The sequence below is a fragment of the Gluconobacter oxydans genome, from assembly GCF_006539685.1.
GTDB lineage: Bacteria > Pseudomonadota > Alphaproteobacteria > Acetobacterales > Acetobacteraceae > Gluconobacter > Gluconobacter oxydans.
Genome location: NZ_BJNM01000017.1, coordinates 46,436 through 63,104, shown reverse-complemented (window position 1 = coordinate 63,104; position 16,669 = coordinate 46,436). Strand labels below are relative to the sequence as shown.

At 62.9% G+C, this 16,669-nt stretch carries 17 protein-coding genes, 1 tRNA gene and 2 pseudogenes; 13 read left to right on the top strand and 7 right to left on the bottom strand.

The genetic code is table 11. The features are described 5' to 3' along the window. From GOX01_RS08570 to GOX01_RS08560, 3 genes and pseudogenes are all read right to left on the bottom strand, one after another. Nucleotides 1-194: pseudogene (locus tag GOX01_RS08570) on the bottom strand (IS5/IS1182 family transposase); the annotation flags it as partial. 36 nt (nt 195-230) lie between these two features. After that, entirely contained in the window at nt 231-521 is a 291-nt protein-coding gene (locus tag GOX01_RS08565; protein WP_011252563.1) for a hypothetical protein, read from the bottom strand. Next, complete coding sequence (locus GOX01_RS08560; protein ID WP_011252564.1) at nt 509-1,939, bottom strand: cytochrome-c peroxidase; 1,431 nt, start codon at nt 1,937-1,939, stop codon at nt 509-511. The genes GOX01_RS08565 and GOX01_RS08560 overlap by 13 nt, the downstream gene beginning before the upstream one ends. Nucleotides 1,940-2,387: 448 nt before the next feature. On the opposite strand from GOX01_RS08560, the gene GOX01_RS08555 reads away from it, so the two are divergent. From GOX01_RS08555 to GOX01_RS08500, 12 genes are all read left to right on the top strand, one after another. Next, on the top strand, nt 2,388-3,530 hold the full coding sequence (locus GOX01_RS08555) for an autotransporter strand-loop-strand O-heptosyltransferase (RefSeq protein WP_062269639.1): 1,143 nt from the start codon (nt 2,388-2,390) through the stop codon (nt 3,528-3,530). A gap of 52 nt (nt 3,531-3,582) precedes the next feature. Then, complete coding sequence (locus GOX01_RS08550) at nt 3,583-4,023, top strand: hypothetical protein (protein WP_011252566.1); 441 nt, start codon at nt 3,583-3,585, stop codon at nt 4,021-4,023. 126 nt (nt 4,024-4,149) lie between these two features. Beyond that, nucleotides 4,150-5,448, top strand: coding sequence for a DEAD/DEAH box helicase (locus GOX01_RS08545; RefSeq protein ID WP_011252567.1), 1,299 nt, complete (start codon nt 4,150-4,152; stop codon nt 5,446-5,448). Nucleotides 5,449-5,643: 195 nt separating this feature from the next. Next, on the top strand, nt 5,644-5,862 hold the full coding sequence (gene infA / locus GOX01_RS08540; RefSeq protein WP_007282896.1) for a translation initiation factor IF-1: 219 nt from the start codon (nt 5,644-5,646) through the stop codon (nt 5,860-5,862). Between the two features lie 13 nt (nt 5,863-5,875). After that, nucleotides 5,876-6,532 carry a Maf family protein gene (locus GOX01_RS08535; RefSeq protein ID WP_011252568.1) on the top strand — a complete coding sequence of 219 codons (657 nt, stop codon included), beginning with the start codon at nt 5,876-5,878 and terminating at the stop codon, nt 6,530-6,532. Continuing rightward, the gene (locus GOX01_RS08530) at nt 6,529-7,572 is read left to right on the top strand and encodes a ribonuclease E/G (RefSeq protein WP_011252569.1); all 1,044 of its coding nucleotides are present in this window, start codon (nt 6,529-6,531) and stop codon (nt 7,570-7,572) included. The genes GOX01_RS08535 and GOX01_RS08530 overlap by 4 nt, the downstream gene beginning before the upstream one ends. Next, nucleotides 7,569-7,748, top strand: a complete 180-nt coding sequence (locus GOX01_RS08525) for a DNA gyrase inhibitor YacG (protein ID WP_024716732.1) — start codon at nt 7,569-7,571, stop codon at nt 7,746-7,748. Before GOX01_RS08530 ends, GOX01_RS08525 begins: the two co-directional genes overlap by 4 nt. Nucleotides 7,749-7,808: 60 nt before the next feature. Further along, nucleotides 7,809-7,884, top strand: a tRNA-Phe gene (locus GOX01_RS08520). A gap of 175 nt (nt 7,885-8,059) precedes the next feature. Next, nucleotides 8,060-8,584, top strand: a complete 525-nt coding sequence (locus tag GOX01_RS08515; RefSeq protein WP_011252570.1) for an energy transducer TonB — start codon at nt 8,060-8,062, stop codon at nt 8,582-8,584. A gap of 140 nt (nt 8,585-8,724) precedes the next feature. Beyond that, nucleotides 8,725-9,186 (top strand): hypothetical protein, encoded by a 462-nt coding sequence (locus GOX01_RS08510; RefSeq protein ID WP_011252571.1) that lies wholly within the window; start codon nt 8,725-8,727, stop codon nt 9,184-9,186. 115 nt (nt 9,187-9,301) lie between these two features. Next, the gene (locus tag GOX01_RS08505) at nt 9,302-9,931 is read left to right on the top strand and encodes a DUF1269 domain-containing protein (RefSeq protein WP_011252572.1); all 630 of its coding nucleotides are present in this window, start codon (nt 9,302-9,304) and stop codon (nt 9,929-9,931) included. A gap of 72 nt (nt 9,932-10,003) precedes the next feature. Next, nucleotides 10,004-11,014, top strand: coding sequence for a DUF6624 domain-containing protein (locus GOX01_RS08500; RefSeq protein WP_011252573.1), 1,011 nt, complete (start codon nt 10,004-10,006; stop codon nt 11,012-11,014). Between the two features lie 50 nt (nt 11,015-11,064). Here the strand turns inward: GOX01_RS08500 and GOX01_RS08495 are convergent, their stop codons facing one another. Further along, nucleotides 11,065-13,005 carry a glycoside hydrolase family 32 protein gene (locus GOX01_RS08495; protein ID WP_174787480.1) on the bottom strand — a complete coding sequence of 647 codons (1,941 nt, stop codon included), beginning with the start codon at nt 13,003-13,005 and terminating at the stop codon, nt 11,065-11,067. A 97-nt stretch (nt 13,006-13,102) separates the two neighbouring features. Between GOX01_RS08495 and GOX01_RS08490 the strand changes: the two genes are divergently transcribed. Then, nucleotides 13,103-14,125, top strand: coding sequence for a bile acid:sodium symporter family protein (locus GOX01_RS08490; RefSeq protein ID WP_011252575.1), 1,023 nt, complete (start codon nt 13,103-13,105; stop codon nt 14,123-14,125). On the opposite strand, the pseudogene GOX01_RS08485 reads toward GOX01_RS08490, so the two are convergent. From GOX01_RS08485 to GOX01_RS08475, 3 genes and pseudogenes are all read right to left on the bottom strand, one after another. After that, nucleotides 14,050-14,757: pseudogene (locus tag GOX01_RS08485) on the bottom strand (ABC transporter ATP-binding protein); the annotation flags it as partial. The gene GOX01_RS08490 and the pseudogene GOX01_RS08485 sit on opposite strands and share 76 nt — an antisense overlap. 73 nt (nt 14,758-14,830) lie before the next feature. Beyond that, a complete protein-coding gene (locus GOX01_RS08480; protein ID WP_011252577.1) occupies nt 14,831-15,817 on the bottom strand; it encodes a FecCD family ABC transporter permease in 987 nt (328 codons plus the stop codon). Beyond that, nucleotides 15,814-16,647: an ABC transporter substrate-binding protein gene (locus GOX01_RS08475; protein WP_011252578.1), complete on the bottom strand. Its 834-nt coding sequence runs from the start codon at nt 16,645-16,647 to the stop codon at nt 15,814-15,816. Before GOX01_RS08475 ends, GOX01_RS08480 begins: the two co-directional genes overlap by 4 nt. Between the last annotated feature and the right edge of the window lie 22 nt (nt 16,648-16,669).

The following is a 16,669-nucleotide window of genomic DNA, read 5'->3' as shown; positions in this document are numbered from 1 at the left end:
AGGATCTTGAACATCAGCACAGGATCAAATGGCGGTCGTCCGCCCTTGCTTCCATCGGAATACGCCAGGGCCTTGTCCAGATCAGGACGGAACGCTTCAAAATCCACAGTCCGGGAAAACGCTTCGAGCTGATCGCCAAGCCCACTCAGCCGGGCAAGACGCTCTTCAACATCAAAGAAACCAGACTGCTTCATATCGCCATTCCCTCAATCAACGCAGAAGAAATAGAATCATACAGAAGACCTCAAAACCAGGGGGTTTTTAGAACCCTCCAGGTCGCGCAGAACAGCGTGCCACTGCCCGCTTTCACGGGCCGGCAGAATGACGCGCGCGCCCTGGTTGAAGTCAAACCGGATTCCCCGCGGCCCCTCAAACACGGGGATTGGCGCAGGATCCAGAAACGGATTCTTGTCTCCGGGCTTTCCGTCCTTTTTCTCTTCTGCCGACGAGACGGAAGACTGTTCCGCCGCTGCGGCAGAAGCCTCGACCACCGCATCCGGCGTCTGGATCACATCACCCATCCTGTCGTTTCCCTTGTCTGTCCCGTAGATTTCTCTGCGACCGGCGGCGAAGCCGGAGCACCCGTGTCCGTCAGCGTGCCCAGGAACGCAATGATCGCACGGCGCTCGCTCTCGGTTAGCGCGGGCTGCTCTCCGGGTTTTCGATCGAAGGGCGCATCCATCGTATCAATATTAGAACGATATTGTTCCGGAATGTCATCATACGCTTTGATTTTTCCATCAGGCGTACGCGGATAGAACTTTTCAGGCTGCAGGTCCCGGACTGCATAGAAATCCATAACCGCCTCGAGCGTATGAAAAACACCGTTATGGAAAAAGACATGACGTGTAGCGACATTACGCAACGTCGGCGTCACGAACATCCCGCAATATGCCGCAAAGGCCTTCCGACCGTGGGGCTGAGCATCGCACACCCCGAGATCGTCATAGCTGGCGACGGCATTGCGGCTGATCGCCATGTTGCGTGGCGCACCGAGCGCTTCATACTGATGATCGGTAAAAAGCGGAGGAAGGCCATCGCGCGTGATGTGATCGAGGTGACAGGCCGCACAGTTGCCTTTCTGCGGATCGTTGAACAGGAGATACCCTTGACGCTCGAGCGGTGTGAACCGGGCCTTTCCTTCCTGCCAAGCATCAAACCTGCTGGAATATTCATGGAAATGACGGTCTTCCAGCTCATAGCGCCCGATTGCGAACAGCGCTTCTTCACGCAGGAAGGCAGGATCCTTTTCTCCCCGCGCTCCTGCCAGCGCGAGAAGAGCCGCACGATAAGGTGCCGTGTTCAGCCGTGCAGTAACACGCTCCGGCGTGGAAGCCATCTCATCGGGATCAAAAAGCGGTCCACCCGCCTGTTGCTGAAATGTATCGACCCGACCATCCCAGAAAAGTCCGCCCTGTGGAACGATATGGGCGGCGGATGACGCTGTATCCGTAGCACTTTTGCTGCCGCGCTGGTTTCCCGTACTCGGCACACCGATGACGCGCGGTGCAACATCGTCATTTCCCAGATCCGGCCCGATACTGAACGGCGGCATACGTTCCAGATAAGTCAGTGTGGGAATCGCACGCCGTCCCTGCCGGTGCAGATCCGCCCCGCCTTCGAAAACGGACGCATTACCCGTCGGCCCATAATGGTTCGCCGGATCATGGCAGGACGCGCAGGACAGTTTGCCCGAGCCGGACAGTGCCCTGTCGTAAAACAGCATGCGCCCGATCTGCGCCATCTGCGACAGGGGCTCCTGTCTGGGACGATGAAAAGTCTGGGGACAGGGGTTCCGGCCATCCGGCGCGGGATCACAGACATCCTGCGAGGACTGGGCGTAACAGCTTCCGCCCAGCGCGGTCATGGCAAGAACAACACCCAGACACCGCATGATCCGGACCATGCCCGCCAGAGGTGATGCGGATGGTCCGTCCATGCCGGAGTTCCCGTACGCGCCGTCTTCTGTTCCCGTCATAACCAAAGATCGCACCATATCGAAATGCGGATGATGTCTCACCGCCAGTCCTGAGCCCGCAGCCCCCGTGCCAGATCCGGCAGAGGGGTCATTCCGAGGTCCGATACAAGGGCTGATAACGGATTCAGCGTCAGGGGGGATATGATAGTTTTATGAAGCCGGGCCTGCGTTTTCACCTTCCCCCTTCCCGCGATCACAGTGCTGATGCATCGTCCGTGTCGGACTGGAAGACAGGGTCTACAGGGACATGAGATCACACACGCGCAGGACGATACGCCCCCGCAGGAAAGACAGGAATCAGCATCCGGCAACCCGCCCCAACCGGTCCTCCGCACAGCCACGACAGGCGCGTTGCAATGGCTGACCCGGCTCTGCCGCCCAATGGCGGCACAAAACCGTCTCCCCCCCACTGCCCCCGACTTTCTCCGGACCTGAAGGCATTCGTTTCGACTTCAATGACGGGGCCCGTATCGCCTTCCCGAAAAGCGATATTCCCTGGCGAGTGCGGCTGCGTGACCGGGAAACCGAAACCGTTCTTGCCGATATGCCCCTGAACGAAGGAACCCTGCACTCCACGCGGCGGTCTTTCGTGAAATTCGGCTTCGAAATCTGGCGTGGCGGGCAGAAAATCTTTGCTCACGATCTGGACCTGCGGGACAGGGATGTGCGTATCGACATGAGCCTCGGCGCGCTGGGCGATCATCTTGCCTGGATCGGTCAAGTCGAGTGCTTCCGCCTGGAGCACCAGTGCCGGCTGACCTGCGTCATGAAAGCGCCGCTGGCCGCCCTTCTGCGTGATGCCTATCCCTTCATCCGGATGGTCACACCGGATGCGGAAGACGGAACACTTTATTACGCGTCGTACAAGGTCTGCGTTTTTTACAATGACGAGAACGGGATCTATCAGCCTGTCGATTATCGCCTCGCGGGACTGACAGGGACGGCCGCCCATATTCTGGGACAGGCGCCGCGTGAAATCCGTCCCCGCCTTTCAGACATTGCGTCAACGCCGCCGCTGGATGAGCCTTATGTCTGTATCGCGACACAGGTCTCGGGGCAGGCCAAATACTGGAACAATCCTCATGGCTGGAGAGAGGTGGTCGCCTTTCTGAAACAGCAGGGCCTGAGGGTTGTCTGCATCGACCAGAAACCTGTTGCGGGCCACGGGATCGTCTGGAACAGCATTCCCAACGGCGTCGAGGACCAGACAGGCAACCGACCGCTGGCAGAGCGGGCGATGTGGCTGAAGCATGCCCGGTTCTTCGTTGGTCTCTCCAGCGGCCTGTCCTGGCTGGCATGGGCGGTCAACTGTCCCGTGGTCATGATCTCGGGCTTTACGCAGCCTTTCAACGAATTCACGACACCCTGGCGCCCGATCAACAGAAATGTCTGCCACGGCTGCGCGAACGATCCCCGCCATCAGATGGACCCGAAAGACTATCTCTGGTGTCCCCGGCACAGGGGCACGCCACGACAGTTCGAATGCACTCGGGCGATCGAGGGGCAGCATGTCATCGACATGATCGGAACCCTCATGACCGAGATTTCGTAAGCTTCGGCTCCGGAACTGCTCTAGGATCCGTACCGAGAAGGAGAAATCAGTCATGGCCAAGTTGTCGATCGGTGATCATGTTTCGGACCTGAAGGGCACGCATGACGGCAGGCTGGTCGATATCGACGGCGCCACCGGCTATGTGGAGCAGGCCAATGGCGTGGAGGTTGAATTCCCGCTGAGCCAACTCAAGCCTTACGAGCCCCCGAAAATAGCGGAAGAGCGCACCCTCTCCGACCCCCTGCGGGACCGGCTTCTGAATCCCGCGCAGAGAGCGCTTCTTGCTTCGGTCCCTGCCTCCCTCCTTGCCGCAATTGCCAAAAGCTACGATGCGGGCAGTGAGGGGCCCGGATCGCGGCCACCTTTTGCGGCACTTCCGGAGTCCAAACGCCTTGAGGCCATCCGGATCTATCTGCCCACGCTGCCGCAGCGGCTTCTGACGTCACACATGTCTCTGGTCGTGGCCATGCGCGATATTTCCAAACTGTCCTGACAGACCGGTTAGGCATGCTCTTCGTTGCGTTGACGGCGGCAGGCATCATTCGTACAAGCCCGTTTTCTGAATCCGCGAAGCCCCATCAGGCGCAGCTTTACTCAGCGCCGGAGGCGCCGCTTCATCATGTCCCCAACTTCTGCCCAGGCTTTTGCCGATCTCGCCCTGGCGCCCACGCTTCTCCGCGCGCTGGACGAAGCGGGTTACGTCAAACCCACGCCCATTCAGGCCCAGTCCATTCCGCTGCTTCTTGAAGGCCGTGATCTGCTCGGTCTGGCCCAGACCGGCACCGGCAAGACAGCCTCTTTCGCGCTGCCCCTGCTGCACCGGCTCGCCGCAACGCCCCGTCCCGCACCCAAAAACGGCGCGCGCGTTCTGGTTCTGGCACCCACGCGTGAACTGGTTTCCCAGATTGCGGACGGGTTCGAGAGCTTCAGCCGTCACCAGCCGGTGCGCGTCACCACGATTTTCGGCGGCGTCAGTCAGGTGCATCAGGTCAAGGCGCTTGAAGAGGGCGTGGACATCATCGTCGCCGCACCGGGACGCCTGCTGGACCTGATCGAGCAGGGTCTATGCGACCTGTCGCAGCTTGAGACGCTGGTTCTGGACGAAGCGGACCAGATGCTGGACATGGGCTTTGCCAAGCCGATCGAACGCATTGTCGCAACGCTCCCCGAAGACCGGCACACGGTGCTGTTTTCCGCAACGATGCCGAAATCCATCGCAGCCCTCGTCGAGAGCCTCCTGCGTAACCCGGCCAAGGTCGAGATCGCACCGCCCTCGAGCACGGTGGACCGGATCGCGCAGTCGGTCATGTTCCTCAACGCATCCGACAAAAAAGCGGCCCTTCTGGCGCAGCTCCGGACGCCGGGCATCGGTCAGGCCGTCGTCTTCACGCTGCAGAAGAACATCGCCAACGACGTCTGCACCTTCCTGACGGAATCCGGCATTACGGCCGAGGCCCTGCACGGCAACCGCTCGCAGGGTCAGCGCGAGCGCGCCCTGAACGCCTTCCGCGAAGGCGACGTTCAGGTTCTGGTGGCGACCGATATCGCCGCCCGCGGCATTGACGTCGATACCGTCACGCATGTGATCAACCACGACCTGCCGAGCCTGCCGGAAAGCTATGTGCACCGGATCGGCCGCACGGGCCGTGCGGGCCGCAGCGGTTTTGCCATCACGCTCTGCGATGCTGAGCAGCGCGCCTGGCTGCATGCCGTCGAGCGTGAAATCGGCCGGACTCTGGACGTTCATGACAGCCATGAATGGCACTCGGAAGAGGCCCGGAACTCCACCATGCGCCCGCCCGTGCTCGGCGGCGGTCCGGTCAAGCAGGTCAAGCCGCAGAAGGTGCGCGAGCGCCGCGTCTGGACCGAAGAGGAAAAGATGGCCGCCCGGGCCGCGGCGGCTGCCAAAGCGTCCTGAACAGATCCCGTCGTGCTGCCTGAGAGGGCGGCACGACGCAAGAGTGCCAAAAAACCGCAAGAATCCCCGGACAGGGACCGGTCATGCTTGACCTTTGGGCTGACAGTCCGCACATAGCGGGCTGGATTTTCTGGCTCCGCACCGGAGCCACTGCCGCGCGCAGATCATTACCCTGTCCCTGAAGCAAGGATTCACATGTCAAAAGAAGACCTGATCGAGTTTACCGGCACCGTCATGGAACTGCTTCCCAACGCCATGTTCCGCGTCACGCTCGACAACGAGCACACCATTCTGGCCCACACCAGCGGCAAGATGCGCAAGAACCGCATCCGCGTTCTGGCCGGTGACCGCGTGAACGTCGAAATGACGCCGTACGACCTGTCCAAGGGCCGGATCACGTTCCGCTTCAAGTAAGACAGTCCGCCGCATGACCGCCTCCCCGTCTTCCGCAGAAGGGTCATCCGGCCTTCCGGACCGTCCGAAGCTCGTTCTGGCCTCCGCCTCCCCGCGCCGCCTGAGCCTGCTGGAACAGATCGGCATCGTGCCCGACGCCGTCGTCAGCGCCGATATCGACGAAGAACCGCGCCCCGGTGAACTGCCGCGCCCGCTCGCGCAGCGCCTCGCCCGCCAGAAGGCGGAGCATGTGGCCGCGCAGCGCACGGATGCAGCGCTCGTCCTCGGCGCGGATACGGTGGTCTCCGTGGGCCGCCGCGTCCTGCCGAAAGCCGAAGACGAAAAGACGGCCCGCGCCTGCCTGAAGCTGCTCTCCGGCCGGCGCCACAAGGTGCTGACGGCCGTGGTCCTGCGCCCGAGCGCGGGCTGGCCACAAGGCACGCCCTGCGAGCGGCTGGTGGAAACTTCCGTCATTTTCCATCGCCTGACGGACGCGCAGATCGACGCCCTGATCGCGCAGGGAGACTGGCAGGGCAAGGCGGGCGGCTATGCCATCCAGGGCGCCGCGGCCGCCCATATCCGCCAGATCGGCGGCAGCTATTCCGCCGTCGTGGGGCTGCCACTGTTTGAAACGGCCCAGCTCCTGCGCGGACAGCCGGTCGGCAAGCCCTCGGGTGGCTGGATCGCATGACCGAAATCCGCGCAGCCTGTTCTCCGGGCGAAGTGCGGATTGCTGTCACGGACCATGACACCCTGCTGGATGCCGCGATCTGGCGTCCCGGCTGCCCGGATGGTCTGGAAGACTGGCACGTCGTCCGCGTCCAGAAAGCCGCTCCCGCTCTGGGCGGTGCATTCGTCCTGCTCGAAGACGGTCAGAGCGGCTTCCTCTCCACCCGCGAAGCCCTGATCGAAGGGGCCCTGACCGCAGCGCGCGTCAGCCGCGCCGCCCAGAACGGCAAAGGCCTGCGCCTGCGCCGTGCGGACATACCCACTGGGGCCCCCTCCGGCCCCAAACTGCTCGAACGCGGACCAACCCCGCTCGATGAACTGGCAGACCGCTATCCGGAGGCTCCGATTTTCGTGGACGATCCGGGCATTGCGGCAAAACTCCCCGCCCGGCTGCGTCCGCGCCTTCAGCGCTGCCAGCAGGCGTTCGACGGTGCGCTTGAGGCAGATTTCGACAGTCTCGGCAGCCCCGAGGCCGATCTGGGCCTCCTGACCGCCAGCATCTTCCCAACCCCCGCCCTTGTCGCCATCGATCTCGACAGCACTGGCGCCCCGGACTTCAAGGGCAATATCGCAGCCTTCCCGGAACTGGCCCGACAGATCCGCCTGCGGAACCTCTCAGGCACGATTCTTGTAGATCCGGCGGGCGTGAAGACGCGCAAACGCCCGGCTCTCGTCCCCTTCCTGCGTGAGGCTCTGGCTGGCGATCCCCTGAAACCGGACGTCCTCGGCGCCACCCCCTCCGGCCTGCTGGAACTGACGCGCCCGCGCCGCCGTCCCCCCTTGCATGAACTCCTGTCCTCCCCACATGGGCAGGCACTGTCCATCCTCAGGACGATCCTGCGCGAAAACCGTCCCGGCCAAACGCTGACCGCCTCGATCGGACTCGTCAGGGCGCTGGAAAACGACCCCGACGCCCTGGCGGATTTCATATCCCGTCGCGCCCGGCCGCTGGACCTTGTCCTTGATCCCAATGCCCCACCCGCAAGCTGGAGCCTGTCATGAGCAACGCCACCTGCCCGATCTGCCATCGGCCCACCGATCCGCAGTTCCGGCCTTTCTGCTCCCGTCACTGTGCGGATGTCGATCTGGGCCGCTGGTTCAGCGGGACCTACCGCGTTCCGTCCTTTCGTCAGGATAATGACGAAGAGCACGACGAATATCGCGACAGGGAGGGTTGATCCCGCCTCAATCATCAGTTAAACCCCATCTCCGCAACGGGGTCCGCCCTGAAGCTCGGTGCCCAAGTAGCTCAGTTGGTAGAGCATGCGACTGAAAATCGCAGTGTCGGTGGTTCGATTCCGCCCTTGGGCACCATTTTTCCCCTGAAAAATCATCTTCTGATCAGCGCTTCACGCGAATGGCTGCCTCTGTCATGGCGCGATTCCCTCTGGCGTTCTGACAGCCGGATCTTCCATGATGACGCCGGGCAGGCCATCGCCGTCTGAAACAGGCCTCATCTCTCGCGCCCGGAGATATCGGGAACCGAAAAATGGACGATCCCCTTTCCCGGCATCACGACCCTGACATTCCACCCCGGATGGAACCGGAGCAGAGCCCCCAGCCTGAACTCCAGCCCTGTCCCGAGACTGATGCCAACGGGCGACGTCGCCAGCCGCCAGTCTGGTTTTTGCTGCCCCTGCTCTGCATCTGCCTGTTTCAGGTTGCTGTTCTGGTGCCGCAGATCGCCCATCTGAATATCGGCCCGGGCAGGCTCTTCGGCATATCGGACCATCAGGACAACACCCACGCCGCCCGGCTCAACCGCGCCGTGTCCGGCACGCCCCGTTATCCCCAGGACATGGTCGACCGGCATATCGAAGATCACGTCACGATGGCCTGTACGATCGATGCACAGGGCCATTCCCATGACTGTCTGGTCCAGGAAGGGCATTATGCGGAGCTGAATCAGGCCGCACGCGACTATGTGGTTCAGGCATCCTATTTCCCCGCGATGAGAAACGGTCATCCCGTCAGTTCACACTACAGGATGCACTTCAATTTCAGCATCCCCTGACCAGAGACTGAGGACAGGAACATGAATTCTCCCTTCGCATGCATCCGAACCCGCGTCGGAGCGTTGTCTTCTCAAGTGTCAGTGTCACACGGGTTTGCACCCGCAGGGCCTGACTATGAAAACAGACAGAAGGTTTCATGATGTCTTTCAATATCAGCCGCCGTGGCGTCGCCCTTGCAGCCGTCCTTTTCGGTGCCGGTCTTGTCGCAGCTCCTGCCGTACGCGCTGAAGATACGCTCGGGGCCCCTGTCGGACATGTCACGCTCACCGCCCATTCGGCGGATGTCGGCGTGGGTTACACCTGGGGTGACGGCACCCTGACCTACGGCCATCATACCTATCACTTCAAGGTCAGCGGCGGGAACATCGCCGCCGTCGGCTTCTCCGCCCTGAAGGCCGAAGGCACCGTCTACAACCTGAAGCACCTGCATGATTTCGACGGCAGCTACGGCTCCCTCGCCGGGGAAGCGACGCTGGACAAGGGTCTGGGTGGCGCTGTCCTGTCCAACAGCAACGGCGTTCGCATCAAGATCGAGACGGCGACCGAAGGTGCGCGTCTGGCTGCGGGTGCGCAGGGTCTGACCTTTACGCTGAGCCGATAATCTGGTGTCCTCCTGCCGCAGCCTTCCGGGAAGGCTGCGGTGACAGGCCGGACACTTCCCCCGCGTGCCCGGCTCTTCCTGCATTTTTTCGCGGGGGAGCGGAGCGTGACAGATCATGGATACCAACATTCTTGTTCTCTCCTTCACCGAGCAGAGCAAGGCCTTCCAGGCGTTTTCCGAACTGCGGGAACGGGCTGCAGACCAGAAGCTGGTCGTCATCAACGAGGCTGTCGTTGAGCGTACCACGGACGGCAACATCACCATTCATGACAACTGGGCCAACGGATCTTCAGGCGAGCAGGTTCTGAACGGAACACTTCTGGGCTCGCTCGTCGGGCTTCTTCTGGGGCCACTGGGTGTGCTTCTTGGGGCGTCCATGGGTGCGCTCGTGGGATCGAGCCTGTCGGTTGAGGATGCGGCCATCCGCAGCAGCCTTCTGGCACAGATCGCCTCCGTCATTCCCGTGGGGACGACGGCCGTGATCGCGACGGTTCAGGAATATGTGCCGCAGGTCGTGGACGATCTGGCGGCGTCGCTGGGTGCATCGCTGGTGCTGCGTCGGCCGATCGAGGCCGTGGAGCGCGAGGTCCTGGCCCAGCAGAAGGCCCAGGCCGCTGCAGCCGCAGAAGCCGAGCGCGTCCTCGTGCAGCAGCATTCGACCGAATGGCACGACCGTATGAGCGAGTGGCAGAAGCAGGTTTCGACCAGCCTTCACAATCTGAAGAACAGGATCACGGGCGGCTGAGACCGTTACGGTCTTGATCTGAGCCTCTGATGCGGGCCATCGTGACGAAACATTTCCTTACCGGATGTCGTCATGATGGCCCGTTTTCGTATGCTTTTCCTACTGGCCGGTCTGGGCGCGTTTGCAGCAGCATCCGCGGCTCCTGCGCCGCCGCCAGTTCTGGCGCCGCTTATTCATGACGGCAGTTTCGAGCCCGGCGATTACGGGTTGGTCCGGGGTGCTTTTCCGGGTGCGACCACGCAGCAGGTCGCGGACTGGAAGGCCATTAAGGCTTACGGCAAGGCCTGCATGCAGAATGCGGCACTTGTACAGGATGCGGAGCTGAAAAAGCTCGGGATTATCGCGTCCGTTCCGAAAGATCGCGGCTATCAGGACCGGCTGTGTTCGCAGATCCTTAACGTCATCTCTGCGCCGGAAGGTTTTGCAACTTGGGAGACGTTCCAGACAGCGTTGTCCCGCAGCCTTCCCTATTTCCAGACTTACGCGGCCGGGATCACAGCTTCAGTCAATGCCATTCAGGGGGCAGAAGAGAACACGCTCGAAGAAGAGGCCACAGCACGCATCATTCCCGATCAGGCCTGGCGGGGACCCCTTGGGATGGAAACATTAGACACTCTGTCAGGCGTTGATGCCGATACACTCAGAATGCTGAAAAACCGTACTGTACACAGATTTGAAGATGTGGATTGGGACAACAGTCACTGGGTGCGGCATCTGCTGGACACGAAGGGATGGTCAGCCGTGATAAAGGCGGGACCGAGAACTGCAAAAATGGTCTGGCTGATAGTGCAGCATGCCGATGAGGATCCGGCCTTTCAGGCCAGGGCGCTGCGTCAGCTTGCGCCCTATGTTCACGCTGGCAAATTCAACAGGCCGGATTATGCATTGCTGACAGACCGGGTCATGCTGGCAACGACAGGCAAGCAGCATTATGGCTCCCAGCTTTCGTGCCAGAACCATCACTATGCACCCCGTTCGCTTGATGCGGGCGGCGACGATCCGAAGACGCTGGACAAACGGCGGGCGGAAATGGGGCTGTTCTCGGAAGCCACCTACCTCACCTATCTGCCACCCCATTGCTAAAAGGGGTGAAGGGAGCGAGCCCCCTTCCGGGTGCAGGGCAGCGCCCTGCATCACAACGCCGTCGGACGGTCCATGGTCTTGCGCAGCGGATACAGCGCCAGCTCTTCAATGGTCGCGCCGGTATTGGTCGCCTGAAGGCCCAGCGTCGTCAGCGGATTGGCGGGGAAGACCAGGGCCGTGGCGACGGAGAGGCCGTCATTGGCGAAGAGTTCCAGCGCGCAGGCATCCAGCACCAGACGCAGGGAAAAGCGGCGGCTGTTGGCGATCAGGGGCGTGGAGAAACGCTCCGTGAAGAAGGGCTGGGAGAAGCCGTGCAGGTCACCACGGTCGAGCCAGAGCTGGCTTGAGAAGGCGTCGAAGCCGATGGAGAGGGACTCTCCCTGCCCGTTCGAGAACACAATGACGAAGCGGCCCGCACGGCCCTGTTCGCCGTCCGGCTGCGGGTTGCTGCGCTCATCGACGGTGACGGTCAGGAGCAGTTCGATGGCGGTGCCGGTGGGCAGCGCAACCTGGACACCGCTCTGGGCCGCGATACGCTCCACCTTGAACGGGATTTTCTCGCCACGGAAGGCTTCGAGCCCGTAGGGGCGCTGGACCAGACGCAGCCAGTTCATTTCATCCCGGCGCAGGAACATGCGGCGCGGCAGCGTCATGAGGCCGCGCCAGCTCCGGTTGGGAACTTCCTCGCAGTACTGCCAGTTGCCGAACCAGGCGAAATAGACCGCCTTGTTGTCCGGCATGCTGTCATAGACCTGCATGGCGTAGCTGTCCTTGGCGAAGTCCGTCAGGCCGATCACCGTGTTGTCGGGCGTAAAGCGTTCGCCGTCGAAATCGCCCACAAAATACTGCGTGACGCTGCCGCCCAGCGGGCCGCCCGGATTGACGGAGACGAACAGCACCCATCGCCTGCCTTTTTCATCGCCCTCGATGTCGAGTTCGATCAGGTTGGGACACTCGTAGTCCACGCCGAACAGGCCGGCGGGACCGAAGCTGCTGAGATGCATCCAGTGCAGCAGGTCGATGGAGCCGTAGAACAGCACCTTGTGAGCGCGTGCGCTGACCACGACCATGATCCATTTGCCGCTGGCCTCGTGCCAGAAGACCTTGGGATCGCGAAAGGAATTGACGCCGATATTCAGGATCGGGTTGTGGTCGTAGTCGATGTAATGCTGGCCGCCATCGGGGCTCCAGGCGATGTACTGCGTCTGGCTCTGCGGTGTGGCGCGCGTGTAGATCGCGACCAGTCCGCCGGGCATGGGCGGGAGCGCAGGCGGGGCAGCATGGGTTTCGGCGCTGCTTGAAGGAGCATAGACCGAGCCGAACGGGGCGGACTCATTCGGGCCGAGCGCGGGCATTTTGTCGGGCGCGTAAGGCGTGTCAGATGTGGTTTTCCGCAGTTCCGGGGCGAGCGCCTGCACGGCGGCCTGCGTGGCCGTCGGGGTCGCCGGAGGAGCAGCGGCGGCCTCCGGTTTGCGGGGCGGGAAAAGACCCGAGACGTTGTTGCGGTCCAGCACGACGCAGCCGGTATAGGCCTCGCCCGCTGCCGTCTGGTCGATGGCGATGGGCTGGTCCTGCCAGGTGTAGAGATCCGTGCTGGTGGCGTGGCCCCAGTGGACGCGTCCGGCGTAGGGGGCGGTCGGGTCGTACTGGTAATAGAGATGGTAGGTCTGGCCGTCGAAGATCAGGCCGTTGGGGTCATTCATGAAGCCGGTAGGCGGCGAGAAATGAATGGAAGGGCGATAGAAATAGTCGCTCTGGGTGCGGATGACAGGCTTGTTATTTGCGCCGGGCTGATCGGCGGGTTCGATATGCGCATTGCTCGGCTGATGGCCGTGAGGCGTGAGCGCGTCTTTCGGCGGTTCATCGGCAGCGCTGGCATTCCCCGTCAGACGCAGGCTGCTGCCGACGGTGCCGGCAACGGTTCCGGCGGCAAGAAGGGATGTCAGGGCGCGGCGGCGGCCCGGGACTGGCAGGTCATTATGGTCTGTCATGGCGGACAGGATACATGAGACGCCCGTTTTCAAAAGAGCGGGCGTGAGCCCGGGGCAGGACGTTGCATGTCCGGCCCGGATACAGACATAGTGCGGCATGAAGCGTCTCGACCCCTTTCTCCTGTCCCTCATCGCCGCGATCGCGCTGGCCTCTTTCCTGCCCTGCCGGGGGCAGATGGAGCACATTCTCCAGCATGTCGTGACGATCCTCATCACGTTCATGTTCTTCTTCCAGGGCGCGAAGCTCGAACGTCACGCCATTGTGGACAGTGTGAAGGACTGGAAGCTTCAGGGAAGCGTGCTGCTCTGCACGTTCGCGCTGTTTCCGCTGCTGGGGATCGGGCTGCATCTGCTGTTCCGGGCGGTCTTTCCGGATGCGCTGTTCGGTGAAGAGCTGTGGTCGGGCATTCTGTTCCTGTGCTGCCTGCCGTCCACCGTGCAGTCTTCCATCGCGCTGACCTCCATCGCGAAGGGCAATGTTCCGGCGGCGATCTGTGCGGCGACGGTTTCCAACATCGCGGGCATTGCGCTCACGCCGCTGCTGACGGGCGTGGTGCTCGGGCATGTGGGGGCCGGACATTCACCGCTGGAATCCGTTCTGGATGTAGGCAAGGAACTGCTGCTTCCGTTTGCACTCGGGCAGATCCTTCAGAAATGGGTCGGGCCGATCGTCTGGAAACACAAGATCCTGATCTCGTTCACCGATCGCGGGTCCATCATCGTGGTCGTCTATACGGCGTTCAGCTCGGCCGTTGTGGAAGGGATCTGGCACCGGGTTTCGGGGGCGCATCTGCTGGAAGTGGCACTGCTCGACAGTTTCATGCTGACGCTGGTTCTGGTGCTGTCGCATCTGATGGGCGACGGGCTGGGGCAGACGACGGAGAACAAGATCGCGCTTCAGTTCTGCGGCTCGAAGAAGTCGCTGGCGTCAGGCGTGCCGATGGCGAGCGTGATTTTCCCGGCGGCTTCGGTTGGCATCATCGTCCTGCCACTGATGATCTATCACCAGATCCAGCTCTTCACCTGCACGCTGCTGGCGCGACGTTATGGGCGTCGCGCACTCGAGACCAGCGACCAGGGCACGGCGACCTCGCCGCAGCGTCGCACCGCCACGCCGTAAACCTCGGCGAACAGGGCGTCTGTCAGGACTTCGGCAGGCGTGCCGATACTGACGAGGCGGCCCTGCGACAGGACAGCAATGCGCGTGCAGAAGCGGGCCGCGAGCGCCAGATCGTGCAGAACGACGGCGACGGCCTGACCCTGTGCAGCGCATTGGCCAAACAGGTCCATGACCGTCAGGGCCTGCGCGGGATCGAGGGCCGCGACGGGTTCGTCCGCCAGCAGGATGGGAGCCTGAACCGCCAGCGCGCGGGCAAGCAGGACGCGGGCGCGTTCGCCGCCTGAGAGACGGGCGGAGGAGCGGTCAGCGAATGCGCTCGTCCCGACCGCATCGAGAGCCTGCTGCACGGCTGTTTCATTCTGTTCCGCCGAGGCCGTGCGCCGATGGGGCAGGCGCCCGAGCATTGCGACATCCCGCACGCTCATGCCGATGGCAGCGGGCGCTTCCTGCGGGAGATAGGCCAGATGCCGGCCGCGCTCTTCGGGCGGCATGGTGAACAGGTCCTGTCCGTCCAGCAGAACGCGGCCGGTCTCGGGGCGGAGCAGTCCGGCCATGATGCGCAGGAGGGTGCTCTTGCCCGCACCGTTGGGGCCGATCAGGCCGAGGACTTCGCCGGGGCGGACGTCGAGCGCGATATCATTGAGAAGTCTGTTGCCCTGAAGGGTCAGGCTGATCGTGTCTGTCTGGAGGATCATGGCGCGCTCCTCATACCGGCCGGCCGCGCAGGCGCCAGACCTGCCAGAAAAAGACCGGCGTTCCGATCAGGGAGGTGACGACACCAAGTTGCAGTTCGGCACCGCTGACGGGCAGGCGCACGAACAGATCCGCGGCCAGCAGAAGCGCCGCGCCACCGAGTGCGGAGGGCAGGAGAAGGCGTGACGGTCGGGCGCCTGCGAGCGGACGCAGCAGGTGCGGCATGACGAGGCCGACGAACCCGATCCCGCCTGCCACGGCGACGCCACTGCCGACCGCGAGCGCCGTTCCGAGCACGACGCGCCACTGCACCGCACGCAGGGGGAAGCCCATCGTCTGTGCGACGTCTTCGCCAAGGGTCAGCGCGTCGAGGGAGCGTCCGGTGCTGAACAGTAGTGCCGAGCCGATCAGGAGGCCGGGTGTGGCGATCAGCACGTCATGCAGGCTGGCGCGGGACAGGGAGCCCATGAGCCAGTGCATGATTTCGTAGGATGCATAGGGGCTTGGCACGAGGTTGAGCGTCAGGGCCAGAAGTGCGGCACTCATGGAGCCCAGCGCTGCACCGGCGAGCACCAGAACGAGCGTGCCGCCACGGGTCAGGGCCAGAAGCAGGAGCGTTGCGAGCCCAGCGCCGGACAGGGCCGCCAGCGGGAGCGCGGGCGCCCAGACTGCCGAAACGCCGGTATAAAAGACCAGTACGGCGCCGAGCGCACCGCAGCCCGAAATACCCAGTACGCCCGGATCGGCGAGCGGGTTGCGGACCAGTCCCTGAAGTGCTGCGCCGGACAGGCCGAGCGTTTCACCGATCAGCAGGGCCAGGATCATGCGCGGCAGGCGAATCTGGCCGATGATGGTTGCGGCGATCGTCTCGCGGCCATGCAGCATGTCGGACAGGCCTTGCACGACGCTGATCCCCGCCGGGCCTGCGGCCAGTGACAGGATGGCGAGAGCCAGAACCACGGCGCTCAATATGGCGACGGTTAATGTATAGCGGCTCATGGCGAGGGCTCCGTGCCGGTCAGACGGTCATGCGCAGCGATCAGGGCGGTCAGCGCATCGAGAGTATCGGGCGTGCCGCACATGGTCAGGCGGCCGGGAAGCGCCAGAAGATGCGCGCCCGTGAAGCGGTCCCGCAGGGCGGGATGATGCACGGCATCTTCCGCCAGGGACGCACCTTCGGAAATCATGCCCGTCACCAGAAGGTCGGGCGGATGGGCGATCAGTGTTTCGAGCGCGATGGTGCCGTCCGGGCGTTCGGAAGCAGACAGGCGGAATCCGGCACGCTTCAGCAGATCGGAAATCAGGCCCCCTTCTTCTCCCGCAAGGTTCGCGCCGATGACCGTGGCTGTCAGGATCTGGTCCGGATGGACGGGATGGAGACTTTCCAGACGGTCCGCAAAAGCGCGGATCATATTGTCTCCGCGTGCGTCCTCGCCAATGGCATGGGCGACGGTGCGGATCTGCGTGGGAATATCCGCAAGGGACCCAATGGAGGGAAGCTGCACGAACGGGACGTGCAGGGCATTGGTCACGAGCGGGACCGTCGGGCGGTGCCATGTTCCGTCCAGAACGGCGTCGGGGTGGGTGACGACGAGGTTTTCGCCGTCAGGGCGCTGGACGGGATAGGTCGCCGCGATCTCGCAGCGGACGGATTCCGCGCAGTCCGTGGCCAATGGGCTGAGACCGAGGATGTGGGACGGGTCTGCCAGTTCGAGCAGCAGTTCGTCCGTGCACAGGTTCAGGGAAACGATACGGGTCCGCACCGGACCGGCACAGGCCGATCCGGCGATCGCACCCGTCATCAGGCCCGACAGCAGCAGGACTGCCATCGGGGCTGAAAGGGCGTGAAGG

Bases quoted from the DNA above. Each gene is read 5' to 3' on its own strand.
- GOX01_RS08565 (WP_011252563.1), bottom strand. From the start codon at position 521: ATGGGTGATGTGATCCAGACGCCGGATGCGGTGGTCGAGGCTTCTGCC.
- GOX01_RS08560 (WP_011252564.1), bottom strand. From the start codon at position 1,939: ATGGACGGACCATCCGCATCACCTCTGGCGGGCATGGTCCGGATCATG.
- GOX01_RS08550 (WP_011252566.1), top strand. From the start codon at position 3,583: ATGGCCAAGTTGTCGATCGGTGATCATGTTTCGGACCTGAAGGGCACG.
- GOX01_RS08545 (WP_011252567.1), top strand. From the start codon at position 4,150: ATGTCCCCAACTTCTGCCCAGGCTTTTGCCGATCTCGCCCTGGCGCCC.
- infA (WP_007282896.1), top strand. From the start codon at position 5,644: ATGTCAAAAGAAGACCTGATCGAGTTTACCGGCACCGTCATGGAACTG.
- GOX01_RS08535 (WP_011252568.1), top strand. From the start codon at position 5,876: ATGACCGCCTCCCCGTCTTCCGCAGAAGGGTCATCCGGCCTTCCGGAC.
- GOX01_RS08530 (WP_011252569.1), top strand. From the start codon at position 6,529: ATGACCGAAATCCGCGCAGCCTGTTCTCCGGGCGAAGTGCGGATTGCT.
- GOX01_RS08525 (WP_024716732.1), top strand. From the start codon at position 7,569: ATGAGCAACGCCACCTGCCCGATCTGCCATCGGCCCACCGATCCGCAG.
- GOX01_RS08515 (WP_011252570.1), top strand. From the start codon at position 8,060: ATGGACGATCCCCTTTCCCGGCATCACGACCCTGACATTCCACCCCGG.
- GOX01_RS08510 (WP_011252571.1), top strand. From the start codon at position 8,725: ATGTCTTTCAATATCAGCCGCCGTGGCGTCGCCCTTGCAGCCGTCCTT.
- GOX01_RS08505 (WP_011252572.1), top strand. From the start codon at position 9,302: ATGGATACCAACATTCTTGTTCTCTCCTTCACCGAGCAGAGCAAGGCC.
- GOX01_RS08500 (WP_011252573.1), top strand. From the start codon at position 10,004: ATGATGGCCCGTTTTCGTATGCTTTTCCTACTGGCCGGTCTGGGCGCG.
- GOX01_RS08495 (WP_174787480.1), bottom strand. From the start codon at position 13,005: ATGACAGACCATAATGACCTGCCAGTCCCGGGCCGCCGCCGCGCCCTG.
- GOX01_RS08490 (WP_011252575.1), top strand. From the start codon at position 13,103: ATGAAGCGTCTCGACCCCTTTCTCCTGTCCCTCATCGCCGCGATCGCG.
- GOX01_RS08480 (WP_011252577.1), bottom strand. From the start codon at position 15,817: ATGAGCCGCTATACATTAACCGTCGCCATATTGAGCGCCGTGGTTCTG.
- GOX01_RS08475 (WP_011252578.1), bottom strand. From the start codon at position 16,647: ATGGCAGTCCTGCTGCTGTCGGGCCTGATGACGGGTGCGATCGCCGGA.